Below are 25,707 nucleotides of genomic sequence, written 5' to 3'. Positions count from 1 at the left end.
CCGGCGGGGGCCGTCCGCGCAGTTCCCCGCGCCCCTAAAAGACTGCGTCCGCCGTCGTCGGGTGCGGGTGCGTGGGGGCTGAGCGCGCAGTTCCCCGCGCCCCTCAAAAGCGGGGCTGCGCCCCTGCTTTTGCCCCTTCAGGGGCGCGGGGAACTGCGCGAGCAACCCCCACCGGGCCCGCACCCGACGAAAAGGCTCGGGGCGTAGCGCCACCCATAAGGGGCGCGGGGAACTGCGCGGACAAGCCCCGCCACGCGTACCCAGGTATGCCTCAGCGACGCAGATCACCGTGGGGCTGACTACAGTGCGGACGTAGGAATGGGTAGTCTCGTAGGACTGCGTAAGCTACCGCTCAGTAATGACCCTCGCAGGCCCGAGGAGCCCCGAAATGCAACTCGCCGCGATCATCGTGTCGCTGGTCCTGACCGTGGTCGGCGTCGCGCTCATCGCACGCGCCATCGGCCAGTTCGTCCGGTACTTCAAGCTCGGCCAGCCGGTCCCCGCCGGGAGTCGGACCGACAATCCCTATCAGCGAAGCGTCACGCTGGTGAAGGAATTCCTCGGTCACACCCGGATGAACCGGTGGGGCATCGTCGGCTTCGCCCACTGGTTCGTCGCCGTCGGCTTCCTGACGCTGCCACCGACCCTCGTCCAGGCCTTCGGCCAGCTCTTCCAGGCCGACTGGGTGCTGCCGGTCATCGGCGGGTTCCTGCCGTTCGAGCTCTACATCGAGTTCATCGGCGTGATGACGATCCTCGGTATCGCCGTGCTCATCGCGATCCGGTTGGCGAGTCTGCCCTCGCGGGCCGGCCGCAAGTCGCGGTTCGCGGGCTCCAAGTCCGGCCAGGCCTACTTCGTCGAGTACGTCATCCTCACCATCGGCCTCGCCATCTACGTGCTGCGCGGCCTGGAAGGCGCCCTCCACCACGTCGAGGGCTACGAGGCCGCGTACTTCGCCTCGTACCCGCTGGTCCTGGCCTTCAAGGGCCTCGGCCTGAGCACGCTGCAGAACCTGGTCTACCTCGTCGCGACGATCAAGATCGGCACGTCCTTCGTGTGGATGATCGTCGTCTCGCTCAACACCAACATGGGTGTCGCCTGGCACCGCTTCCTCGCCTTCCCGAACATCTGGTTCAAGCGGGAGGCGAGCGGCGGTACCGCCCTGGGCGGCCTTCAGCCCATGACCTCCGGCGGCAAGCCCATCGACTTCACCGATCCCGGTGACGACGACGTCTTCGGTGTCAGCCAGGTGGAGCAGTTCTCCTGGAAGGGCCTGCTCGACTTCTCCACGTGCACCGAGTGCGGGCGCTGCCAGTCGCAGTGCCCCGCCTGGAACACCGGCAAGCCGCTCTCCCCGAAGCTCCTCATCATGTCGCTGCGTGATCACGCGCACGCCAAGGCCCCGTACCTCCTCGCGGGTGGCGGTAAGGACATGGAGGGGAACGAGAAGGCGACTGCCGAGCAGCTGAAGGATGTGCCTGCCGCCGCCCTCGCCGAAGCTGAGCGGCCGCTCATCGGGACCCTTGAGGAGAACGGGGTCATCGACCCCGACGTCCTGTGGTCCTGCACCAGCTGCGGCGCCTGCGTCGAACAGTGCCCTGTCGACATCGAGCACATCGACCACATCGTCGACATGCGCCGCTACCAGGTGATGATCGAGAGCGCGTTCCCGTCCGAGGCGGGGACGATGCTCAAGAACCTGGAGAAGAAGGGCAACCCCTGGGGGCTCGCCAAGAAGCAGCGTCTTGAGTGGACCAAGGAGGTCGACTTCGAGATCCCCGTCGTCGGACGGGACATCGAGGACCTGGACGAGGTCGAGTACCTGTACTGGGTCGGCTGCGCCGGTGCTCTGGAGGATCGGGCGAAGAAGACCACCAAGGCCTTCGCCGAGCTGCTGCACATGGCGGGCGTGAAGTTCGCCATCATGGGCGGCGACGAGAAGTGCACCGGTGACTCCGCCCGCCGCCTCGGCAACGAGCCCCTGTTCCAGGAACTCGGCATGGAGAACGTCATGTCCCTCAACGCCGCCTTCGGCGAGGAGATGGACGACGACGGCAAGGTCACCGCGGAGTCGAGGAAGCCGAAGTCCGCGAAGAAGATCGTCGCGACCTGCCCGCACTGCCTGAACACCCTCGGCAACGAGTACCCGCAGCTCGGCGGCGACTACGAGGTCATCCACCACACCCAGCTGCTCCAGCACCTCATCGACGAGGGCAAGCTGATCCCGGTGACCCCGGTCGACGGCCTCATCACCTACCACGACCCCTGCTACCTGGGCCGGCACAACAAGATCTACACGCCTCCGCGCGAGATCATGTCCGCCGTGCCGGGCCTGCGCCAGCAGGAGATGCACCGCCACAAGGAGCGCGGCTTCTGCTGCGGTGCGGGTGGCGCGCGGATGTGGATGGAGGAGCGGATCGGCAAGCGCATAAACAACGAGCGTGTCGATGAGGCGCTGTCCTTGAACCCCGACATCGTCTCGACCGCCTGCCCGTTCTGCCTCGTCATGCTGACCGACTCGGTCAACGGCAAGAAGAACGACGGCAAGGCCAAGGAGTCCGTGCAGGTCGTGGACGTGGCTCAGCTGCTGCTGGACTCGGTCAAGACCCTGCCTGAGCCTCCGGCGGGTGCGGCGGAGGCGGAGAGCGAGCCTCAGCCCGAGCCGGTCAAGTAGCGGTCCGGACCCCTGAGCGGTCCCCTGCCGGATTCCCTGTCGGGAAACGGTGGGGGGCCGCTCGTCGCGTTTCGGCCGACCGCCGGTGGGGGCCGTCCGCGCAGTTCCCCGCGCCCCTGAAAGCGGCGCGCCGCCGGTCAGACGTCGTCGGGCGGGACCACAGCCCTGAGAACGAGCCGTCGCTCAGACGTCGTCGAACGGGGCCGCGTAACTGAATGTGCCGCGCAGGCTCGGGGCGTACGTCGTCAGGGGGCGGATCTGGAAGTACGTGCCCCAGGACGGGTCGGGCGGCAGGATGCCGAGGTCGGTGGCGGGGCGGAAGCCGAAGCGGCCGTAGTAGGCGGGGCTGCCGAGCAGCGCGACGAGCGGTTCGCCGAGGGCGTCGGCCGCGCCGAGCACCGCGTGCATGAGGGCGAGGCCGGTGCCGAGGCGCTGCGCGTCGGGGCGGACGCCGATCGGGCCGAGTCCGAGGGCCGGTACGCCGTCGATGTGTCCGCGTGTGCAGACCACGTGGCCGACGACCTCGTTCCCGGCGGTCTCGTCGACCGCCACGTACGACAGCTCGGGCAGCCAGCCCTCGCAGGTACGCAGCGCGTCGAGCAGGGTCGCCTCCACCGGGTCCGGGGTGTCCGGCCTGGCGAAGGCCGCCGCGATCACGGCGCGTGCGGCGGATACGTCGGCGGGGGTCTCACGTCGTGTCAGCACCAGGTCAGTGTGGAAGGCGGGGGCGGGGCGCCGCAAAGAGAAGTCCGGCCGCGTGGGCGGCCGTGCCGTCAGCCGCCCCGCCGACCGCCGAGCGCGGTCGTCAGTTCGCCGCGGCGGCGGATGCCCAGCTTGCGGTAGGTGCTGGTCAGATGCGTCTCCACGGTGCGGCGGGCGAGGTGCAGCAGTTCCGCGATCTCCGTGTTCGTACGGCCGTCGGCGGCCAGCTCGGCTATCCGGCGTTCGCTGCCGGTGAGCGCGCCCGACCCGGTGAGCGCCGTCGTGGTGCGGCGGGCGCCGCCCTCGCGCAGGGCCTGCTCGGCGTCGGCCCGCAGCCGTACGGCGCCCAGCCGTTCGGCGCGTTCGGCCGCCTCCCGCAGGCAGTCGCGGGCGCGGGCCCGTTCCCCGGCGGCGGTGAGCTGGCGTCCCTGCGCGACCAGCGCCGGGATCAGTTCGGTGTCGAGCGGTACGTCCGCGGGGGCGTCCCGCAGTACGCGTACGGCCTGGTCGGCGAGTTCCAGGCCGCGTCTGCCGCCGGTCGCCATGCCGAGGACGCGCAGGGCACGGCCGACCGGTCGCGGGGTGTTCCACACCTGGGCCAGGCGCAGTTCCTCCTCGGCCAGTTCCAGTGCCTCGCGGGGGCGGCCGAGCGCCAGCCGGCACTCCGCGGAGGCGGTCCGCCAGGGGGTGACGACCGGGCTCAGCACGTCGCGCGCGGACTGCCGGCGTCCGCATTCGAGGAAGTCGTCGAGTGCGCCCGCCAGGTCACCGCCGGCGGCCCGCAGCACTCCTCGCGCGTACAGGAAGCGGTTCACCTCCCAGGAGTCCTTCGCCTCCCGCAGGTCGAAGCCGCCCGCGAGCCGGCGGGCCTCCACCGCCCGGCCGGTCTCGACGAGCGCGATCACGGCGTGGGCCTGGCCGTTGCCCGGGCCCAGCCGGGCGCCGGGGGACGGCCGGGCCTCGGGGCCGGTGAGCAGGCGCGCGTAGTCGCCGCGGGCGGCGGCGATGTCGGCGTGGACGTTCAGCAGGGCGCGGTGCATCGGGTGCAGCAGGGAGGGGCGCTGTCGGGCCAAGCCGCGTCCGACGAGCCGCTCGGCCTCTTCGAGTTCGTCGGCCCACTGCGCGACGGCGGCGGCCGTTCCCAGCAGGAAGGGTTCCGCGAGCGGTTCGACGGGCTCGGCGAGGAGGGCTCGTACGCGTTCCATGGCGGCGTCCGCCGAGAGCAGGCCCGCGGTGGCCTCGTACCGTACGAGCAGGGCTTGGCCCGCGGGGCCGACGAGGTGCGGTGAGCGGCCGGCGCTCTCCCGCAGCCAGCGGTAGACCTCCTGCCTGATCTCGTGGTCCTGGTCGGAGAGCAGCGCGGAGGCGATCTGCACGGTGCGGGCCAGGTCGGGGTGGCCCGTGAGCTGGGAGTCGAGGGAGCGCAGTACGTCGACGGCGGCGCGGGCCTCGCCCCGGCCCGCGAGTGCGGTGCCCAGGGCGACCGCGGCCCGTACCCGGTCCTGCGGGACGCCCGGCAGGCGTACCGCCTCGGCGAGGCGGGGTATGCCGGCGGAGGAGCGGACGGTGGCGTATTCGAGGGAGCCCAGTTCGGTGAGGAGCCGCTGGCGGTGGTCGTCCGGGAGGGGTTCGTCCAGGGCCCGGCGCAGATAGGGGAGGGCGTCGGCGGTGCGGCCGTCGTGGACGGCGATCGCGGAGGCGTCCAGCAGGACGCCGGTGACCCAGGGCTCGCCGACGGCGTCGGCGCGCAGCAACTGGCCGGCCACGATCTCGGCGCGTTCGCCGCGCCGCAGCATGACCTCGGCGGCCCGGCGGTGCGCGGCCCGTCGCCGGGCCACGGGCCAGCCGCTCAGCACCGCGTCCCGCAGCAGGGGGTGGGCGTAGTGGGGACGCCCGTCGGCGCCGGCCCGCAGGAACCCCAGCCGTGTCATGGCGGTCAGCCACCCCGTCACCCGCGCGGGATCGGCGTCGGTGACCCCACCGAGCAACTCGGCGAGCTCACGCGCGGCGGTGTCGTCCGGGGGCAGGTCGGTGAGGGCGGGGGTGTCTGCGGCGGGGGTGTCTGCGGCGGGGCCGCCGGGGCCGCCGGGGCCGCCGGGAAGTGGGGCGTCCGCGGCCGTACCCCCGGGAGTCGCGGCGTCCGCGATCGCGCCGCCGACAGCCGTGGCGTCCCCGGCAACGCCGCCGTCCGCGGAGCCGACGCCCGAGAAGCCGTCAGCGCGCGGACCTTCGCCGGAGAAGCCGTCAGCACGCGGACCCTCGCCGGAGAAGCCGTCAGCGCGCGGACCCTCGCCGGCAGGCCGGGGCGTCTTCGAGGGCCGGGCCCGGCCGTGCTCCGCCGGTTCGCCGTGGGTGGGGTCACCCGCGTCCGGGCAGCCCGCATCGCCGTCGGGCCCGCTCCCGGCGGACGCGGCCTCCGCGCCCCGGGCACCGGTGTCCGCGGAGGCGGCAGCGACGGCCGACGATCCGGCCTCGGGCCAGGCCGGCCCCCGCCGGTCCACCGGCGTCGCGCCGTTCGGCGCATCGAACGATGTCCGGACGCGTGGGCCCGGCAACGTGTCGTCGAGGGTGGCCAGGGTCCGGGCCACCTCCGTCGTCGCGGGGCCCGCACTGTCCAGCCACCAGGAGACCGCGGCCTGGTACGCCCCCGGGTACAGCGCGGCGCTCGCCCTCGGCACCGTGGCCGGCAGGGTGCCGCGCAGGTCGTCCAGCAGGGCGCGCAGCAGCAGCGGACTGCCCGCGCTCGCCCGTACGCAGTCCTCCACCCACGCCTGCGGGACCGTGCCGAAGTCGGAACGGACCAGCTGTGCCGTGGAGTCGGCCCCCAGCGGGGCGAGGGTGAGGGTGCGTACCAGTGCGGGGGAGAGCGTGTGGGCGAGGCCCGCCGACGGCGCGTCCATGTCGTACTGGCTGCGCTCGGTCACCACCAGCAGCACCGGTAAGCGGTCCACCCGCCGGGCGGCGTCGACGAGCCAGCGCCGCGAGGCGTCGTCCGCGAGATGGACGTCGTCCACGGTCACCAGGAGCGGCGGCCCGGCGGTGAAGGAACGCAGCAGCCGCCACAGCCAGGCCCCCCGGGCCCGTTCGTCCGGCACCTCCCGTACCTCGGCGAACTCCGCGTGCGGGCCCAGCAGTTGACGTACCGCCGAGAAGGGCAGCGCCGTGTCGTCGGGTGAGCAGCGGGCCCGCAGCACCCGCATCCCGGCCGACTCCGCCTGCTCGGCGGCGGCTTCGAGGAGCGCGGAACGGCCCGTACCGGTGGCACCCCGCAGCAGCACCAGCCGACCGGTTCCGGCGCGGGCGCGCGCGGCCTCGGCGGCCACCAGTTCCAGGGTTTGACGACGCTCAAGCAGTGGTACGTACATCCCTGCCTCCCTCGCGGCCGTGGTGCGGCCCACTGTGTGGGACGGCGGAACGGACGGCTCCCGTTGCGTGAGATGACCCACTGTCATTTATGCAACGCCGTTTCCGATGTGGTTTCCGATCTCGTGGTGTGTCTCGTGGTGCTCCACGATTGCGCCGGACACACGGCCCCCAGAAGTGTGATGACCGCACGCCCGTCACGGACGCCACAGAGGTGACGGGCTCGTGAACATAGGGGAGTGAGTTGCGCAGCTCGTTTGGGACCGCGGCTCCGGGCACGGCAGAGCCCGAGTCCCGAATACCGGTGGCGGTACACGCCTCGGATCCGATCACCCGGGAGGGAGCGCTCAGCCAGCTGAGACAGCACCCGGTGATCGACCTCCGCGAGGAGACCGAGACAGGACCCGACACCGTCGCCCTGCTGATCAGCGAGACGCTGGACGAGGCCGCGCTGTCCCGGCTGCGCAGACTGGTGCGCAGCGAGGGCGCCCGTGCCGTCCTCGTGGTGAGCATGATCCGCGAGACCGAGCTGCTCGACGTCATCGAGTGCGGGGTCGGCGCCATCGTGTGGCGCCACGAGGCCACCGCGCACCGGCTGGTGCAGGCGGTCGTCGCGGCCTCGCGGGGCGACGGCGATCTGCCCGCCGATCTGCTCGGCCGGCTGATCAGCCAGGTGGGTTCGCTGCACCGCACGGCGAGCAGCCATCCCGGGGCCCCTTCCTCGGGGCTCGCACCGCGTGAGGTGGACGTGCTGAGACTCGTCGCCGAGGGGCTCGACACCGGGGAGATCGCCAGCAAGCTGTCCTACTCCGAACGGACCGTCAAGAACGTGATGCACGGGCTCACCACCCGGCTGCATCTGCGCAACCGGGCGCATGCGGTGGCACATGCCCTCCGCGAAGGCTACATCTGATCGAACGGGCAGCCGGAGGCGGACACGGGGGCAGCACTCTGTGCCCGCCGGTCGTCCCCGGCGTGCCTGCGGAGACGGAGCCATCACAGGCACGATCGGTTACGACGGCGGTCGTCGGTCACGACAGCGGTCAATCGGTGACAACAGCGGTCCACGACGGCGGTTGCGGTGTCGCCGCGGAACAGCCGCGCCGTCATCCGGTGGCGGTACGGCAGGGCACGGCACGGCAGGGCGGGAGCGCGACGGTGATCCACGAGGTGGACGAGGTCCTCAAGCGGCTGCTCGGGGGCGGTGCGCTGGCCGGGTCCGGCATCGACGTCTCCTTCGAGGCCCCGACCCGCGACTGGGCGGCCCGGCGCAACGCGCCGACCATCAACACCTACTTGTACGACATCCGCGAGGACGTCTCCCGGCGCCAGCGCGGCCACACCGCCGTGCGCGACGACCGCGACATCGTCGTACGCCGCCGTCAGCCGCCCCGCTGGTTCCGGCTGTCGTACCTGGTCACCGCGTGGACCAAGCAGCCGCTGGACGAACACCGGCTGCTGTCGGCCGCGTTGGCGACCCTGCTGCCCCATGAGCTGATCCCCGCGAGCGAACTGCCGGGCCCGCTCGGCGCGCTGGGCCTGTCCATCCCGCTCACGGTGGCCGGGCTGCACACCGAGTCCCGGTCGCTGGCCGAGATCTGGTCGGCGATGGGCGGCGAACTGAAGCCGTCCCTGGACCTCGTCGTCACCGCGCCCTTCCCGGCCTTCCCCGAGTACGACGCCGGCCCCCCGGTCACGGAGGGCGCGGGCGTACGCATCCGCGGTATCGACGGCTCGCTGGAGGGTTCGGAGGAACGCCGGCACCGGCCGCGGCACCTCAAGTCCTCGCCCCTGGGCACCGGGACCCGCGAGAACGACAGTCCCGGTCAGCACGGCAGCACCGGTGACCGACAGAACACCGGTGACCGGCAGGACACCGGCGATCGGCAGAACACCGGAGAACGGCACAAGTGACCGCCCACGCCCCGCTCACGTCCGACACGCTCCTGCTCCGGCTGGCCCGACTGCGCGACCGCGTCGGCGAGCTGGTCGACGAACGCACCGCCGGGGATCCCACGGCGGGCGATCCGCTGCGCGGCCTGTACCTCTCCGACGAGGCCGTACGGCACCTGCTCGGGCCCACGACGACCTCGTACCCCTCCGCCTTCGAGGACGAGCCGGGCGACGGGGACGGGGCGGCGTACGAGGGCGACGGCGCCGACCGGCTGGAACTGCTCGCGGTGCGGCTCGGGCTCACCGAGCTGGACCTGCGGATCCTGCTGATCGCCCTCGCCCCCGACCTGGAGCGCTCCTTCGAGTCGCTGTACGGGTATCTCAACGACGACGTCAGCAGGCGCCGCGCCACCACCGGGCTCGCCCTCGACCTGTGCGGGCTGCCCGTGCACTTCGCCGGGGCGCGGGCCCGTTTCCATCCCTCGGCGCCCCTGACCGCGCTCGGACTGCTGAGCGTCGAGGATCCCGAACGCCCCTTCCTGAGCCGGGCGTTGCGCGTACCCGACCGGCTCATCGCGCATCTGCTCGGCGACGACACCCTGGATCCCGCGCTGGTCGGCCACGTCCATCCGCTGGTGACCGCCGCGCCCTCGCACGACGACGGGTTCACCGACAAGCTCGCCGCCCGGCTGAGCACCGCGCCCCTGACCGTCTATCTGCGCGAACACCGCGAGGGCGACGGGCTCGCCGGTGCCGCCGCCGCGCTGCGGACCGCCGGGTACGAGGCCCTGCACTTCACGGGCCCCGAGGACCGCGTCCCCGAACTCCTGCGGGAGGCACGGCTGCGCGACGCCGCCGTCGTGGCGTCCGCCCTGCCCGAGAAGCCCGGTCCGCTGGTACGGGCGCTGGCGCACTCCGGGGTGCCGGTGCTGCTCACCGGGTCGCGGCCGTACGACCCGCAGTGGTGCGAGCAGGACCCGCTGGTCCTCGACGCGCCCCGGCAGCGGGCCGGCGCGGTCGACGTCTGGTCGGCCGCCCTGCGGGACGAGCCCGGCTTCGACCTCGCCGCCACGGTGGCCCCCTACCGGCTCGGCGGCGACCGCATCCTGCGGGCCGCGCAGGCCGCCCGGACCCTCGCCGTCTTCGACGGCACCCCGGTGACCGCCGCGCATCTGCGGCTCGCCGCACGCCAGCAGTCCGCCTCGGGTCTTGAGCAGCATGCCCGGCGGATCAGGCCCGACGTGGGCTGGGAGGACCTCGTCCTGCCCGACAAGCCCCTCGCGCAGCTGCACGAACTGGCCCTGCGCGCCCGCCACCGCGACCAGGTCCTCGGCGACTGGCGGCTCAGCGCGGGCGGCGGCCGGGGCCGCGGTGTCCTCGGTCTCTTCGCGGGCGAGTCCGGCACCGGCAAGACCCTGTCGGCCGAGGTCGTCGCCGCCGAACTCGGCCTGGACCTGTACGTGGTGCAGCTCTCCTCGATCGTCGACAAGTACGTGGGCGAGACCGAGAAGAACCTGGAGCGGATCTTCACCGAGGCCGACCGCACGGACGCGGTACTGCTCTTCGACGAGGCGGACGCGGTCTTCGGCAAGCGCTCCGAGGTCAAGGACTCCCACGACAAGTACGCCAACATGGAGAGCGCCTACCTGCTCCAGCGCCTGGAGTCCTTCGACGGCATCGCGCTGCTGACCACCAACCTGCGCGCCAACATCGACGAGGCGTTCACCCGGCGCCTCGACCTGGTGATCGACTTCCCGTTCCCCGACCCCGGGCAGCGCCTCGCCCTGTGGCGGCACAGTCTCGCCGCGGTGCCGTGCGAGGAGGGCACCGACCCCTCGGCGGTCGCCGAGGCCTTCGAGCTGGCGGGCGGCTCGATCCGCAGCGCGGTCGTCACCGCCGCCTACGCGGCGGCCGGACGCGGCGCCCCGGCCACGACGGCGGACCTGCGCGAGGGCGCGGAACGCGAGTACCGCAAGGCGGGCCGGCTGGTCCCCGGAGAGGGCAACTGGTAGCCGTCCAGGGGCTCGTATGACGCCCCGGTGAACTGCGGCCCACCCCCCGGTGAGCTGCGGGCCTCGATCAGCTGACACCCCATGTGACCTGCCCTTTCCCACCCATCCCACTGGTTACGCTGCCTCTCGGACGGATCCGGAACGGACAGACGTGCGGGGTTGCCCCCGTGGTGGGGACGGCTCACTGTGCGCCGACAGCGGCAGGCGTCGAACGACAAGGGCAAGGCGCCCGGGACGGCGACAACGGCGACAGGGTCCTCCTCACCGGGAGGCCCGCCCCCGCCCACGATGCTCGCACTGCAGCAGAGCGCGGGGAACGCGGCGGCGTCCAAGGCCCTGCACGGCAGGAACCCGCACCGGACCCGCCTGCTCGGCACCCCGCCCGGCGAGGCCGGCCGGACCGTCGCGGGCCCCTCGCGCACCGCGCAGACGCCCGGTTCCACCGGTCTCTCGCCCATCGCGGAACTGCCCGAGCACTCCACCGCCACCCGTCAGCGGTCCGTGCTGCCCGCCATCGCGGAGGGCGAGGAGAGCGATCCCGAACCGGAGCCGCTGGGCTTGCCGCCGTATCTGCGGGACCTGACCGCGGCCGGCCTGTCCACCGCCCGGCAGCCCACCGGCCACGAGATCGTGGGCACCGCGCTGGCCGCCACCATCGGCCACTCCGACGGAACCGTCGCCGAGATCAAGGAGGAGCTGGCCGGCCGGCCGGAGACCTTCTACGGACAGGGCCGCGCCTTCTCCGTGGCGGGCCCGAACGGCAAGGACTGGTACGACGTCACCGTCACCGTCTCCCCCGCCCCCGGGGACCGGCCCGAGACCTTCGTCTCCGCGGAGGTCCTGAAGTCGCGCGCCGAGAACGCCCGACGGGCCGGCGACCGGGCGGCGGCGCGGGCCGCGATGGCCCGCGAGGCCGAGGGCGCGGCCACCAAGGTGGACGTCCAGCACAACACCCAGGCCACGGTGGGCCACACCGCGGGCAACTCCGCCAGCCACGGCACCGGCCTCATGGCCTTCGGCCTCGCGCCCGTCGTGCCGGGCGTCTGGCTCGGCGGCGCGGTCATGGCGAACGCCCAGCCCTTCCAGTCCGCGCGCGAGTCCCGCACCCAGAAGAGCGTGGCCGAACCGCGCGTCCTGCGCAGCGACAAGGGCTCCGTCGAACTGCTCCGCCAGGTCCGGTACGGCGTACGGATCAAGAAGCAGGACGCGCCCGAGGTGAAGTCCTTCAGCGGGACGGGCACGCTCACCCTGCGCGTCCCCACCGAACATCTGGTCCCCGCCTCCGTGGCCGCGTCCGCAGCCGGCGGTACGCCCCCGCGGGCGGCGCGGCTGACCGCGCGCACCGCACGGAAGGTCGCACGGGCCGACAGCCTGGCCCCGGTCGCGGTCACCGACACCGCGGGCCCGCACGAGGGCGGCAACGGCCTCTTCGACACGGTCCGTTCGGTGCTGCACCCCTCGCTGACCTCGCCCGGCGCCCCCGGCCGCGCCCGCCTCTACGAGGCCACCTCCACCTCCACCGTCCTGGAGGACATGCCCCGGCTGCTGCGCCAGGAGGTCGTCGGCGAGGACCTGACCGCCAAGGACGGCAGCGCGGTGGGTACGTACCGGATGCGGGCCGCGATCGGTTCGATGACGCCCGCGTGGAAGATCGGCAAGACCCAGCTGCGTACGCATCAGCAGGCGCAGCACTCGGTGACGGACACCGCGGGCAAGGGGCGCGGCGGCACGTTCGGTGTGGGCCCCGCCATCGGGGTCGGGGTGCTGGCGAACGCCGCGGCCGTACGGGCCACGGCCATGCCGACCTTCGGGGCGAAGAGCGCGCGCTTCACCGTGTCCGAGCAGACGGTCTCCAGCCGCCAGGGCGCCGAGGTCCGCGGTGACAAGGTGCTCTACCAGGGCACGGTGGTGCTCACCGTCGAGGGCACCGGACCGCTCTCGCCCGCGATGAAGGCCCGGATGGGCGACCGGACGGCGACCCACTCGATGAACGTGTGGCTGAGCCTGCGGGTCGACGAGGCACAGGCCCTCGGTCTGCCGCTGCCGTCGGGTGTCGTCGCGGACGAGATGGTGAAGAAGCCCAAGGCCGACCCGGCGAAGGGCAAAGGCACCGGCTCCGGCACCGGCACCGACTCCGGCACCGATGCCGGCAAGGGCAAGGCGCGGGCCTCCGACGTCGCGTCCGGGTCCGGGTCCGGGGAGGCCGTGCCGGACGTCGAGCGCCATCTGCCCTTCGGGGCCATGGGGTCGAGCGTCGCGATCAGCCGGCTCGACACCGGCCCGCTGCTCGCCGGCGTCCAGCGGCTGTTCGCCACCGACCCGCAACTGGCCGGGTATCTGCCGGCGTTCGGCGCCGGACGGGAGCCCGGGAAGACGAGTCCGGAGGAGGCCGAAGCGCAGCGGGGCAACTACCGCGAGCTGATGACCGTCCTGTCGGACACCAACCTGGCCGTCAACAAGGACCAGTTGCTCTCCAGCGGAATCCGCGTACGGATGCGGCGCAAGTCCCGGATGCACGCGCACGACGTGCAGATCAAGGTCACCGGCCGGCTCGGCGACACCACGTACGCCGGTGACGTCAAGGACTGGCTCGTCCGCAGCCACTCCGGTGTCACCAGCAACGTCCAGAGTGGACGCTCCAGTTCGCGGTCGGTGGGCGGCATGGTGCTCGGCCAGTTCCGGATCATCCCCTCCGCACTCAACGCCTCCGTGCGGGCCGACCGGACGAAGACCGGGGCGCGGCGCGGCCAGGGCGGCCCGACGACCCGCTCGGACATCCTGACCAACGGCTCCGAGGACGCCGCCGCTTTCGACGGCTCCCTGCACCTCGACGTCGACGTCACCATGACCACCCGCGAGCGCAAGGCCAAACGCACCCTGACGCCCGGACTGCCGGGCCGTGACGTGCCCGAGGCCAGGCACATCGGCTCGGTGGAGCTGGAGGACCAGGACGTACGCCTGCTCACCCCGGCCGGGTTCACCATGGACACCGACGAGAAGCAGAAGCTGGACGCCTCCGTGGCGGCCCGCACCGCCGGGCACGGGCCGCCGCAGCGGACCTTCGCCGCCGAGGGCATCGGCGACCTCGCGGGCATGGAGCCGCGGGCGATGGCCTCCCGGCGGGTACGGGACTGGACGCTGGTGGAGACCCTCGGCGACGGGCAGCCGATCCGGGACCTGGCGTTCGAGCTGCTGGCCGGGGCCGCCGCCCGCAACCGGACGCTCCGCGAGGACAAGGCCCTGGCCACCGAGGGCCTCGCGCCGCGGCTCGCCATCGAGGAACGGTTCAGTCCGCAGGCGGTCACCGCGGCACTGCGGCAGGCCGTGTCCTCCGGCTGGGTCGTGAAGAACCTTCGCTACCCGCGCCGGACCGCCGGGCTCACCGGCGCGGTCGGTACGCGGTTCGCGCTGGCCAACCCGAAGGTAGTGCACCGGGCCACGGGCCCCGGCACGGAGAGCTTCGTCCTGGGCGGCCACCAGGCGACCGGACAGGAGTCCGAGAGTACGAGCACGTCGGTGCAGGCCGGCGTCGTCGGCATGCAGAACGGCGCCGACTGGCGGGCCGGCGAGGGCGTCTCGGCGGGCCGCACCCTCAGCGAGGGCTCGTCCACGGCGTCCACACTGGCCGGCACGGTCGAGCGCAACGCCCACACCTCACGCACCCAGCCCCTGTACCTGGTCCACTGCGATCTGGTGGTCCGGATGGTCGCCGAGGTGGGGGTCACCGGCGGCGGCCCGTACGTGTCGAAGTCCGAACGGACGCTGCCGGGAGCGGCGGCCGTGTGGCTCACCGCGGACCAGCTGAGGGCGTCGAAGCTGCGCGTACCGGGCGAGAAGGCTCAGGAGAAGACGGCGGAGAAAACGCCGCCGAAGGCGCAGGACAAGGCACAGGACAAGGCAGGCACCAAGGCTCAGGAGAAGGCGGCCGGAAAAGTGGCCGCCGGCGACGGGCGGGACGGGCAGAGTTCCCGGGACCAGCAGAGCACTCGGGACGAGCAGGGCGGGCGGGAGAGCGGCGCCCCGGCCCCGCAGCCCCAGCTGTCCCGGGACCTCCCCCTCGGCTTCGGCGCGATCGAGAACCTGCCCGACTTCGTCCCCCTCCTGGAACAGCTCCGCGGCAGCCTCGGCCGCCGGGACCGGAGCCTCGCCGAGAACCTGCTGCCCAGGCAGCAGCTCAAGGACCGCAACGACAACGTGCAGCGGTTGCTGCGGGTGCTCGACAAGGACGGGGCCGCCGGACTGCTCTCCGGTGCCATGGACGGCGGCGTCACCGTGGAACTGCTGGACGGGCGCAGGACGCCGTACTGGGCGGTGTTCAAGGTCAGCCGCAACGGGCCCGGCACCCATGCCGAGACGCTCTCGGAGGGTCCCGGGGACATGGAGTACATCACCTCGGCCTCGGCGCAGCGGGCGAGCGGCCGGGAGAAGGGTGACTCGCGCGGGGTCGAGGCCGTGTTCGCCGGGGCCGCGAAGCCCGAGAACGGCGGCGGCCAGCTGAAGAACGTCGGCGGGGCGGCGGGGCTCGGCCTCGGGTACAGCGACGCGAAGAAGACCGCGTCCGTCGGCCGCGCCCAACTGGGCGTCAAGACCGTCGCCGAAGCCTCCGCGGCCTCGGTGCGGATGAACGTACCGATCACGGCGACGCTCGAACTGCACTCGTCCAAAGGCCGGTTGGGGCTGGCGCAACTGAGCGGCCGGCAACTGACCCACCGCATCCTGCAGAACGACCTCACGGCCCTGAACCAACTGCAGCCGGTGCGGCAGGAGCAGCAGCGGGATCAGCAGCAGGGGCAGGGACGGCCGACTCCGCCCGGCCGCGAGGACGCCCGAGCCGACCGGATGGGGGCCTGGCACGACGGCGGGGTGACCCTGCCGATGGAGGCGCAGGTCAACGGCTTCCAGGGGGCACCCGACATCCGCAAGCTGATCGACGACACGGTACGGGAGGCCGGCGGCAGCAAGCGGTACGGCAAGCAGGGGGACGCCGCCGCCCACGTCCAGCGCGAGGCCGTGTCCACGGAGTGGCTCATCTCTGCGCTGCCGTTGCTGACCTCCGCCGGGGTGGACCTGCCGCCCGTGCACGCGAGCGGTCTGCGAGGGCAGGACCTGCGCACCTCGCTGCACGCGCGGCTGCGCGGCGGGCGGGTGCTGGGGGTCGGCGACAAGATGACGTTCGAGACGGTGGCGCAGAGCGGACTGGACGCGCCGCGGCCCACCGGGGTGGACAGCCAGCAGTCGGCCGAGCACAGCAAGACGGCGCGGGGGATCGTCGGGGCGGGGGTGCTGAACGCCACGGAGTTCCGGTTGAACCAGCTGCTCGGCAACGTCGACGGGACCGGCAGCGCGACGGACGCGCATGCGAACGCGGCGGGGTCCATGCCGTTGCACAAGCCGAAGTTCGAGTCGGTGCTGGTGCAGTTCACGTTGGACGTGCGGGTGGTTGCGCGGGTCGTGGAACGCGGGCCGGGCGGGCGACGGTCGGTGGGGGTGCGGGAGTTCACGCTCCCGCGGCCGGTGGTGGTGCGAATGCCGGCGCCGGCGGTCCGCCGTATGCTCCGCGATCCGTCGAACGCGGCCGAACTCCGTGACCCGCAGGGCCACTTGTCCCCGAAGAAGTCCAACGCGGCAGCAACGCTCTGACCGACGCGACGCCACCGGGTGCGGCCCGGTGGGGGCCGTTCGCGCAGTTCCCCGCGCCCCTGAAGAACCCGTCGGGTGCGGCTGCGTGGGGGCTGGTCGCGCAGTTCCCCGCGCCCCTAGAGGGGCAAAAGCAGGGGCGCAGCCCCGCTTTTGAGGGGCGCGGGGAACTGCGCGAGCAACCCCCACCGGCCCGCAGCCGACGGACAAGCCAACCCGCACCCCCACCGGCTCAAACGTGGCGGGTCACACCGTGAACTTGACCGCTTCCAGCCACAAGTTGTTGTCCAGGGTTCCCCCGAAGATGAACCCTTCCCCCTCGCCCGGCTTGTCGCAGCCGAGCCCGAGCCACGCCGCGTTACGGACGTGCGCGTTCTGGCACACGGCCCCACCCCCGTTGTCCACGTTGATGGTGAACCCCAGCAGATTCGGCGCGTCCTTCTTCGTACTGCCGATGTAGTTGTCGATCCCGTCGGCCGCTCCCGACCAGGGAGCGATGTAGTGCCCCTGCCCGTTCGTCGACTCCGGGTCGTGGACGAACGCGGCGCTGGCCGTCCCCTTCGTGCCCGACACCGCGATGTTGAGGCTCTTGAGCGGCGTCTCCTCACCCACCGTGCCCGCCGTCTCGCCGTCGCAGACCGCTTCCGTCCAGCCCTCGCCCTTCACGAAGGCCCGGTAGCAGATGTGCTTCTTGTCGGGTTCCTCCGCGGCCAGTTCCTGGACGGCGGTGGCCGCGGTCCGCTCCGGCGCCTTGGTCTCCTTGTCGTCCTCGGAGCCGCCGCCCCCCGCTCCGGCCGCGGCCCCGCCCGCGGCCTGCGTCGGCGCGGCGGCGGGGGGTGTCGTGGGAGCGACGGTGGGGGTGGACGGCATGGGCGGCGACGCCGTGGGGCTGCTGGGCGGCAGCGTGCTGATGCCGGCTTCCTGCAGTTTCTCCGTGGCCGCACTGCGGACCTGCGGCTTGTAGGCGATCCACAGCAGCACGAAGGTGAGGGCGAGTGCCATGAAGATGCCGAGGAAGGTCGCCAGCCAGCGCGGCAGGAAACCCTTCTGGATGTACGTGCCCTCGACGTCCATCGGATCCACACCGGACCGCTGGACGGCGAGCGTGTAGGGCCGGGACTCCTTCGACCCGAACCAGATGATCTGGCGCGGCTTCAGCGTCGTCTTCACGAACGCCGCACGCCCCGGCTCGATCTGCACGTTCGACGGATAGATGTCGTACGACAGCTGATCCCCGTTGTCGCTGCCGCTCACCGACGCCGTCAGCTTCGTATTGCCCAGGTTGTCGACCGCGAGCTTCGGACGCCCCCGGAAACGGCCCTTCACGGTCGGCGGCACCAACTCCGCCCGCACCTCCGTGAAGGGGGTGATGGTGAGGTTCCCCTCGGGGACCGTCGTCGCCTCGGGGTGTTCCGTCGGCGTGATCCTCACCGCGTACGGATTCGGGCCCGCCGTCGCGTCCGGCGTACGCGGCGGCGCGAACGCGATGTCCACCGAACCCGTCGTCCCCGGATAGAGCCGCAGCACCTGCGGCTCCACCCTCGCCCACGGCGCCAGCGGACCCACCGCCTCGAAGCGGTACTCGTCCACCACATCACCGGTGTTACGCAGACGCAGCCGCACCGTCGTACTGCCACCCGGGTCCACGGTCGCGGAGGCGGGCTCCAAGGAAGTCCAAAGGCTCACTCTGGGAACCTAAACGCCGATCCGGTGCCGAGTCAGGAAGCAGCGGGGCAGGATGCGTGCCCGAACAGGCGGCATCAACTGCCCCGTTCTCAACCTGTTTTGGGATGGATGACGAGCCACTCCTGGTCATCGATGTTGGAGCAGTCGTACAGCGTCAGGTTCGTGTCGACCGTGCCGGTGCTGAACCCGGCCACGTCGAGGCACTTGTTGTTGCTGGCGAAGTTGCGGATCCAGTAGGCGCCGCTCTCCTGCTTGTCGATCCACCACAGGTCGTTGTCCGCGGACGTGCCGACGCATTCGGACTCGTACACCCCCACCTGTACGGGTTGCGCCCCGGCGTTCGGCAGGTCCATGCAGAGCTGGTCCTTGACGTTGCGGATCACGAAGAGGTCGGTGGCTCCGGGGCCCGCCTTCTCCTGGCGCACCTCCAGGTTCCAGAGCTGGTTGTCCTCCTCCACCTTCTCGGTGCAGGGGGCCTGCTGGACGCGACCGGTCGGCTTCCCCTTGTCGCGGCCCGGGAGTTCGGCGCACATCTTGGTGGTCGTGTTGCGCAGCAGGATGTTGGTCGCGGGCACCACGCTCTTCGGCTTCGGCTTGGGTTTCGGGCTTTCCCCGCCACCACCACCGCCGCCACCACCGCTGTCGCCGGACGGCGTCGGAACGGCGGGCTCGGAAACCACCGGCTCGGCCGACGGGGCCTTCGGCGCCTCGGGGGTCAGCGAGGGAGAAGGTGCCAGTGTGCTGATGCCGGCTTCCTGCAGTTTCTCCGTGGCGGAGCTGCGGACCTGCGGCTTGTAGGCGATCCACAGCAGCACGAAGGTGAGGGCGAGTGCCATGAAGATGCCGAGGAAGGTCGCCAGCCAGCGCGGCAGGAAACCCTTCTGGATGTACGTGCCCTCGACGTCCATCGGATCCACACCGGACCGCTGGACGGCGAGCGTGTAGGGCCGGGACTCCTTCGACCCGAACCAGATGATCTGGCGCGGCTTCAGCGTCGTCTTCACGAACGCCGCACGGCCCGGCTCGATCTGCACGTTCGACGGATAGATGTCGTACGAGAGCTGGTCGCCGTTGTCGCTGCCGATGACGGAAGCAGTGAGCTTCGTATTGCCCAGGTTGTCCACCGCGAGCTTCGGACGCCCACGGAAACGCCCCTTCACCGTCGGCGGCACCAACTCCGCCCGCACCTCCGTGAAGGGGGTGATGGTCAGATTCCCCTCGGGGACCGTCGTCGCCTCGGGGTGTTCCGTCGGCGTGATCCTCACCGCGTACGGATTCGGGCCCGCCGTCGCATCCGGCGTACGCGGCGGCGCGAACGCGATGTCCACCGAACCCGTCGTCCCCGGATACAACCGCAGCACCTGCGGCTCCACCCTCGCCCACGGCGCCAGCGGACCCACCGCCTCGAAGCGGTACTCGTCCACCACATCACCGGTGTTACGCAGACGCAGCCGCACCGTCGTACTGCCACCCGGGTCCACGGTCGCGGAGGCGGGTTCGAGAGAAGTCCAAAGGCTCACACAAAGACGCTAGCCATCGGACGGGCCGCGGGCAGCGGACCCAGGTGCACGCCCTGTTGCCCGAAAGGCCCACGGCCGGGGCCGTCAACTCCTGGGGATCGGCGAACCGGTCGCCGTCATCACGAAGTGCGCGTAGGAGTCGGCGTTCATCAGTGCGCGCCGGCCCATGGCGTACCAGTTCTCCTGCCTCTGCGGACGCTGCGTCTCATTGCCGCCTGTGTAGGTGCCGGGGTCGCGGGCGACCCGCTTGCCGAGCATCGCTGCGTCCTGCGCGGCGGCGGTGGCCGGGTCGAGGACCGTCGCCAGGCCCGCTTGCGCGGCGTCCTCCGACAGCTCGTGGTCGTACGAGCTGTACTGGTAGTCCAGCGTCCCGGCGAAGCGGTGCGTGGCCTCGTGGATGACGTACCAGGCGACCTCGCCCTCCTCGCGGAGGTTGATCGCGCCGGTGCGCCCCGAGTCCATGGACGGCAGCTCTTCGCTCTTCATGTAGTCCGGATTCAGCCGGGACATGTAGTCCTTGGTGCTCGGGTCGACCCAGCCGGCCGCGCCGGAGGCGGCCGCCCCCCGGGCACTCGTGTCGAGCATCGACGGCTGCCCGACCAGGGCGATCTGCGCGCCCTGGGAGTTCAGGCCCACCTGCACGCGTCGCAGCACCTCGGAGATACGCGGCACGAGCTCGCCGATCTGCTGCGGGGTCGCCGCCTGGAAGAGCGGGAAAGCGGACTTCAGCGCCTGCAACAGCAGGCCGCTCGGCGCGCCGCCCGCCGAGCTGAGCAGGGCCTGCGCGGCGGCCATCTTCTCCTGCGCCTCGACCACCGCCTTGCGGGTCCTGTTCTCGCGCTGCGGGTACCTGTGGTCGGCGATGGTGCCGCGCTTGGTGATGTCGACGGCGCCGCTGCTGTGCAGTTGCCGGGTGACGTCGTCGTACTTGTCGCCGTGCCGCAGGGAGGTGGAGTCGACCTGCAGGTCGGCGGTGGTCCTGGTCTGGCCGTTGCTGTCGAACCACATGCCCGAGTTCTGCCCCATGGCGTGGTGCGTCCGGGTGCTGCCGTTGAACGTCCAGATCGCGCGCTGGATCGCGTGCCCGCCGGCGGCGGGCCTCGCGCCGGACTTCTCGGTGGCGTTCTCGGGAGCGGCAGCGCGCTGCACGGGCGCCGCCCCGCTCCTCGCCTGCGCCTCGATCGCCTCCGCGCGCTTCTCGCCCCAGTCGCCCTGGCTGGACATCTTCATGCCCGCGCCGTTGTCCGTACCGGGGACCGCGCCCTGGCGCTGGTCCTTGACGTGCTGCAGCTCGTGGATGAGGGTCGGCTTGTCCTTGCCGTCCCAGACCACGTTCTCGCCCGCGGTGTACGCGCGGGCACCGATCGCCTTGGCGGACTGCAGGGCGACCGTGTCCGTGTGCAGCTTCACGGTGCTGAAGTCCTCGCCCTGGAACCAGCTCGCCGTCTCCTGGAGCAGCGAGCCGTTCATCCGGCTGCCCGGGGACTTCACGACCTGGTCCACCAGGTCGCGCTGTTCGTCGGGGGTGTGTCCGCAGCCCGCGCCGTGCTGGTGCTGTCTGCGCTGCACGGCCTGGGTCACCGCCGCGTTGCCCGCCGCGCTCTGCAGCGCCAGGATCCGGTCCGCGGTGGTGCCCCGGTCCGTCGTCGGGCGGATCTTGACCTGATCACCACCGGCCTTGTCGGCCTCGGCTTCCTGCGCGCGCATGACGTTCCCCTCCACGGCTGATCCTCCAGCATTATCCGAACTGGTCCCGCACGGCGAGAGCGGTACGGGCAGCCGTGGGGGCAGGACGACTGGTCCAGGGGGCACTCGGAAGCCTCACGGTGCCCTTGCGGGCAGGGAGTTTGCCCCCGATCAGGTACCGCAGGACGTTTCAACGAACGCCCGCGCGCGTGAGAGTCGGAACAGACCTGTCTCGTACCCCGAGGAGAGCAGAGCATGCCGTCCTACCTGTCGCCCGGCGTTTACGTCGAGGAGGTGGCCAGCGGCTCGCGTCCCATCGAGGGAGTGGGCACGTCGGTGGCGGCCTTCGTGGGGCTCGCCCCGCACGGCCCGTTGAACGAGCCGACGCTGGTGACCAACTGGTCGCAGTACGTCGCGGCCTTCGGTGCCTTCACCGACGGCTACTACCTCGCGCACTCCGTGTACGGGTTCTTCAACAACGGCGGAAGCGCCGCGTACGTCGTACGCGTCGGTGGCGCCTCCGACGGCACCGCCGAGAACGGCGCGTCCGCGAACGGCGCCCCGGCGGCCGTCTCCGGCTCCGCGGCCCGCGCCGCGCTCACGGCCGGCGAGCCGAAGCAGCTCGGCACCTTCAGCGTGACCGCGGTCGCGGGTGGCTCGCTCAGCGTCGAGGTCGCGGACCCCGAGGGCGAGGGCCCCGCCGAGCGCTTCAAGCTGATCGTCAAGGACGGCGACAAGCCCGTCGAGTCCTTCGACGTGACCGCCAAGAAGGGCGGCCGCAACTACGTCGTCACGCAGGTGAAGGAGCGCTCCAAGCTCATCACCGTGCAGGAGGCGGCCCCCACCGCGCAGCTGGCGCGCCCCGAGAACCAGACGGTGGCCCTGGTCGCCCCGTCGGCCGCCTCGTCCAACTCCCCGGCCGTGCCGGCCGGTTCGGACGAGTCGCACCCGGGCCCGGCCCAGTACCTCGGCGACTCCGCCGACCGCACCGGTTTCGGTGGCCTGGAGGCCATCGACGAGATCTCCATGGTCGCCGTCCCCGACCTGATGGCCGCCTACCAGAGCGGCGCGATCGACCTGGAGGCCGTGAAGGCCGTCCAGCTCGGTCTCATCGCGCACTGCGAGCTGATGGGCGACCGCGTCGCCGTCATCGACCCGCCGCCCAGCCTCAACGCCCGTGAGATCCGTGTCTGGCGTCAGGAGACGGCCGGTTACGACTCCAAGTACGCGGCCCTGTACTACCCCTGGGTGAAGGTCTTCGACCCGGCGTCCGGCCAGTCCCGGCTGACCCCGCCGAGCGGTCACGTCGCCGGCATCTGGGCCCGCAACGACTTCGAGCGCGGTGTGCACAAGGCGCCCGCCAACGAGGTCGTGCGCGGCGCGGTGGACCTGGAGCTGCAGATCACCCGCGGCGAGCAGGACCTGCTCAACCCCATCGGCGTCAACTGCATCCGCGCCTTCCCGGGCCGCGGCATCCGCGTCTGGGGCGCCCGCACCATGTCCTCGGACCCGGCCTGGCGCTACCTGAACGTCCGCCGGTACTTCAACTACCTGGAGGAGTCGATCCTGCTCGGCACCCAGTGGGTGGTGTTCGAGCCGAACGACCACAACCTGTGGGCCCGGATCCGCCGCAACGTGTCGGCGTTCCTCGTCAACGAGTGGCGCAGCGGCGCCCTCTTCGGCCAGCGGCCGGAAGAGGCGTTCTACGTCAAGTGCGACGAGGAGACCAACACCCCGGAGTCGGTCGACCTGGGCCGCGTGATCTGCGAGATCGGCATCGCGCCCGTCAAGCCCGCCGAGTTCGTGATCTTCCGCCTGGCCCAGTTCTCCAGCGGCAGCGGCGAGCTGGAGGAGTAGGCACCGCCTGCTTTCGCAGTCAGCCCCCGTACGGCTCTCCGCTAGCCCTCGTACGTCACAGACAAGAACCCTCAGAAGGACAGAGAACAGATGAGTCTCAGCCCGGGTGACGCCCTCACTTCACATAATTTCGGTCTGCAGATCGACGGCGTGATGGTCGAGTACCTCGCCGAGGTCAACGGCCTCAGCATCGAACAGGACGTCATCAAGCACCTGTCGAACTCGGCGCAGGGCAGGCCCGAGGTCAGCCTCATGCCCGGCGTGCAGAAGGACGGGCAGTGCACCGTCGTGCGCGGCATGACGCAGTCGCCGGCCTTCACGACCTGGATCAACGACTCGATCACGGGCCAGATGAGCACGGCCCGCAAGAACGCGTCGATCATCATGATGGATTACCAGAACAACCCGGTGAAGCGTTACAACATGCGCAACGCCTGGTGTTCCAAGATCGACGCCAGTGCGCTCAAGGCCGGCGAGGCCCAGGCGCTCACCGAGACCGTGACCATCGTCTTCGAAGAACTGGTCATCGAGTAATGCGCCGTACTGCTGCCAGGGCGGGCGCGGGCCCGGTCGTGGACGCACCGGTGCCGGAGCCGGTGGCGGCGCCGGAGCAGAGTTTTGCTCCGGCGCCCGCCGCCGCTCCGGCGCCGGCGCCCGCGCCGGTGGCACAACCGCTGCGCACGGAGTTCCCCTTCGAGCTTCCGCGCGGCTACGTCGACGACGCGGGCACGGTGCACCGGGACGGCGTGATGCGCCTGGCCACCGCCCGCGACGAGCTGATCCCGCTGCGGGACGTCCGTGTCCAGGAGAACCCCGCCTATCTGTCGGTGGTCCTGCTGGGCCGGGTCATCACCCGCCTCGGCACACTGGCGATGGTCCACGACGGCATCGTGGAGAACATGTTCGCCTCCGACCTCGCGTTCCTGCAGGACTTCTACCGGCAGGTCAACGCCGAGGGCCACACCCGCGCCTCCGTGGAGTGCCCCCACTGCTCGGAGCCCTTCGAGGTCGAACTCGGCGGGAGCCGCCTGGGGGAATCGTGACGTACGCGACCGACCGGCTGCACGAGGAGATCGCGTACGTCGCCTACCACTTCCACTGGAGCCTGGAGACGATCCTGGATCTCGAACACCAGGACCGGCGCCGCTACACGGAACAGATCGCGTCCCTGGTCACCCGGGGCGGGGCGGAGGGCTGATCGGTGGGGTTCCTCGACCGACTGAGGGGCGGCACGGCGGCATCAGCCGCACGGTCCGCTTCCGCGGGAGCGCATGCGGATACGGGTACGGGTACGGGCGCTGGTGCCGTACCCGCTGCGGCCGTTACGGGCACGGCTGCCGCGGAGGGCTCTGCGGGTGCCTCCGCGGGGGCCGGGCCTGCCGCGGTGGTCGGCTGGACGGGGCTGCCCCCGATCCAGCGGGCCGCCCTGGGCCGTACCGGGGTCGCCGACTCCGCGTTCAGCGGCCGGCTGAGCACCTGGCAGAACCCCTCCCTCACCGGGACCCTGTCCCACGCCGTCCTCGACGCGGCGCCGGGCGGGCTGATCAGGAACGCGCTCACGACGTCGGCCACGCCCGTCTCCGGACTCGAACCGCCGTCGCGCGTCCTGCCGGTGGCGGGGCCCGACGTGCCCGAGGCCGGGCCGTCCCCGGCGCCCGGTGACGCACCCCCGGTACAGCGCGCGTCCCTGCCCGTCACGGCGTCCCGCCCGACGGGCCCCCGGGTGACCGCGGCACCTCCCAGGCCCCACCGGCAGAGCCCGCTGACCAGGGCGCCCGCCACGCCCGCAGTACAGCGGCGGACTCTGCCGGTGGCCCAGCGCCCGGCGCCGCCGACGCCCACGCCGGCCACGACCGGCGGCCCGCGCACCGCTTCGGCCACGACCGGCAGGCCGGGCACCGCTTCGGCCGGGCCCGCCTCGTCCGGGCCCGCCTCCTCGGGTTCCGCCCCTTCGGCCGTCACTTCGTCCCGGCTCGTTCCGCCGGGTCCCGCGCCCTCGGCTCCCACTTCGTCCGGTCCCGCCTCGTCGGGTGCTCCGGCGGCGGGTGCTCCGGCGACAGGGGCCACGAGGTCGGGATCCACGGCGTCGGGCGGCGCCGCCGACCCGGGCGCGGGCGCACCCGTGCGGGGGCCGTCCGCGAGTCCGGCGGCCCATGTCCAGCGGGCCCCGGCGACCGGTCCGGTCGGAACACCGGCCCGCACGGGCAGCCCGGACCTGGCCGGTCCCGGCAACCCGACCCCCGCCGGCCCCGGCAACCCGGCTCCGGCCGGACCCGTACGGCCCGCGTCGGCGCCCCCCTCGGCGTCCGGGGAAGCCACGGCGACCGGCTCCGGCAGCCGTGCTGGCGGGACCGGCGGCACGCGGGCCAATCCAGGTGACCCGGTGACCCGTTCCAGCGGACCGGCGGTCAACGTCCAGCGGGCCGCGGCGACCCGCCCCGCCGGAACACCGGCCCCCGCGAGCAACCCGACCCCGGCGGCCGGACCCGTACAGCCCGCATCAGCATCAGCATCCGCATCCGCGTCGAGCAGCGCCGCGTCGACCGGCGGGACGCAGAGCGATCCTGGTAACCCGGTGACCCGTTCCAGCGGACCGGCGCTCAACGTCCAGCGGGCCGCGGCGACCCGCCCCGCCGGAACACCGGCCCCCGCGAGCAACCCGCCCCCGGCGGCCGGA

General features: G+C 72.1%; 14 protein-coding genes and 1 pseudogene. 10 read left to right on the top strand and 5 right to left on the bottom strand.

Annotated features, from left to right (window positions below; all coding sequences use genetic code 11):
* The first annotated feature begins 388 nt into the window (after positions 1–388).
* Positions 389–2,674, top strand: coding sequence for a (Fe-S)-binding protein (locus C6Y14_RS19755; RefSeq protein WP_107018050.1), 2,286 nt, complete (start codon positions 389–391; stop codon positions 2,672–2,674).
* Positions 2,675–2,857: 183 nt separating this feature from the next.
* Here the strand turns inward: C6Y14_RS19755 and C6Y14_RS19750 are convergent, their stop codons facing one another.
* Entirely contained in the window at positions 2,858–3,379 is a 522-nt protein-coding gene (locus tag C6Y14_RS19750; protein ID WP_107018230.1) for a GNAT family N-acetyltransferase, read from the bottom strand.
* Between the two features lie 68 nt (positions 3,380–3,447).
* Entirely contained in the window at positions 3,448–6,741 is a 3,294-nt protein-coding gene (locus C6Y14_RS19745) for a helix-turn-helix transcriptional regulator (RefSeq protein ID WP_107018049.1), read from the bottom strand.
* Between the two features lie 242 nt (positions 6,742–6,983).
* Between C6Y14_RS19745 and C6Y14_RS19740 the strand changes: the two genes are divergently transcribed.
* The 4 genes from C6Y14_RS19740 to C6Y14_RS19725 all read left to right on the top strand — a co-directional run bounded on the left by C6Y14_RS19740 (position 6,984) and on the right by C6Y14_RS19725 (position 16,284).
* A complete protein-coding gene (locus C6Y14_RS19740; protein ID WP_107018048.1) occupies positions 6,984–7,652 on the top strand; it encodes a helix-turn-helix transcriptional regulator in 669 nt (222 codons plus the stop codon).
* A gap of 245 nt (positions 7,653–7,897) precedes the next feature.
* Positions 7,898–8,653 carry a DUF4255 domain-containing protein gene (locus C6Y14_RS19735; protein ID WP_107018229.1) on the top strand — a complete coding sequence of 252 codons (756 nt, stop codon included), beginning with the start codon at positions 7,898–7,900 and terminating at the stop codon, positions 8,651–8,653.
* Positions 8,650–10,644 carry an ATP-binding protein gene (locus C6Y14_RS19730; protein ID WP_107018047.1) on the top strand — a complete coding sequence of 665 codons (1,995 nt, stop codon included), beginning with the start codon at positions 8,650–8,652 and terminating at the stop codon, positions 10,642–10,644. The genes C6Y14_RS19735 and C6Y14_RS19730 overlap by 4 nt, the downstream gene beginning before the upstream one ends.
* 186 nt (positions 10,645–10,830) lie before the next feature.
* The gene (locus C6Y14_RS19725) at positions 10,831–16,284 is read left to right on the top strand and encodes a hypothetical protein (protein WP_159074278.1); all 5,454 of its coding nucleotides are present in this window, start codon (positions 10,831–10,833) and stop codon (positions 16,282–16,284) included.
* Between the two features lie 243 nt (positions 16,285–16,527).
* Here the strand turns inward: C6Y14_RS19725 and C6Y14_RS19720 are convergent, their stop codons facing one another.
* The 3 genes from C6Y14_RS19720 to C6Y14_RS19710 form a co-directional block, all read right to left on the bottom strand.
* A complete protein-coding gene (locus C6Y14_RS19720; RefSeq protein ID WP_107018045.1) occupies positions 16,528–17,967 on the bottom strand; it encodes a hydrolase in 1,440 nt (479 codons plus the stop codon).
* An 89-nt stretch (positions 17,968–18,056) separates the two neighbouring features.
* Positions 18,057–19,487 carry an RICIN domain-containing protein gene (locus C6Y14_RS19715; RefSeq protein ID WP_107018044.1) on the bottom strand — a complete coding sequence of 477 codons (1,431 nt, stop codon included), beginning with the start codon at positions 19,485–19,487 and terminating at the stop codon, positions 18,057–18,059.
* 84 nt (positions 19,488–19,571) lie between these two features.
* Positions 19,572–21,194, bottom strand: a complete 1,623-nt coding sequence (locus C6Y14_RS19710; RefSeq protein WP_159074277.1) for an eCIS core domain-containing protein — start codon at positions 21,192–21,194, stop codon at positions 19,572–19,574.
* Positions 21,195–21,428: 234 nt separating this feature from the next.
* Here C6Y14_RS19710 and C6Y14_RS19705 point away from each other — a divergent pair, with 234 nt between their 5' ends.
* The 5 genes and pseudogenes from C6Y14_RS19705 to C6Y14_RS44145 all read left to right on the top strand — a co-directional run.
* Positions 21,429–23,030, top strand: a complete 1,602-nt coding sequence (locus tag C6Y14_RS19705; protein WP_107018042.1) for a phage tail sheath subtilisin-like domain-containing protein — start codon at positions 21,429–21,431, stop codon at positions 23,028–23,030.
* Between the two features lie 90 nt (positions 23,031–23,120).
* Positions 23,121–23,564, top strand: a complete 444-nt coding sequence (locus tag C6Y14_RS19700) for a phage tail protein (protein ID WP_107018041.1) — start codon at positions 23,121–23,123, stop codon at positions 23,562–23,564.
* Positions 23,564–24,073 carry a hypothetical protein gene (locus C6Y14_RS19695; RefSeq protein ID WP_107018040.1) on the top strand — a complete coding sequence of 170 codons (510 nt, stop codon included), beginning with the start codon at positions 23,564–23,566 and terminating at the stop codon, positions 24,071–24,073. The genes C6Y14_RS19700 and C6Y14_RS19695 overlap by 1 nt, the downstream gene beginning before the upstream one ends.
* Positions 24,070–24,228, top strand: coding sequence for a DUF6760 family protein (locus C6Y14_RS44560; RefSeq protein WP_188114298.1), 159 nt, complete (start codon positions 24,070–24,072; stop codon positions 24,226–24,228). Before C6Y14_RS19695 ends, C6Y14_RS44560 begins: the two co-directional genes overlap by 4 nt.
* Positions 24,229–24,414: 186 nt before the next feature.
* A pseudogene (locus C6Y14_RS44145) lies at positions 24,415–25,707 on the top strand (hypothetical protein); the annotation flags it as partial.

The organism is Streptomyces dioscori, assembly GCF_003024195.1.
GTDB classification, from domain to species: domain Bacteria; phylum Actinomycetota; class Actinomycetes; order Streptomycetales; family Streptomycetaceae; genus Streptomyces; species Streptomyces dioscori.
This window is presented reverse-complemented; position numbering and strand designations above follow the sequence as displayed.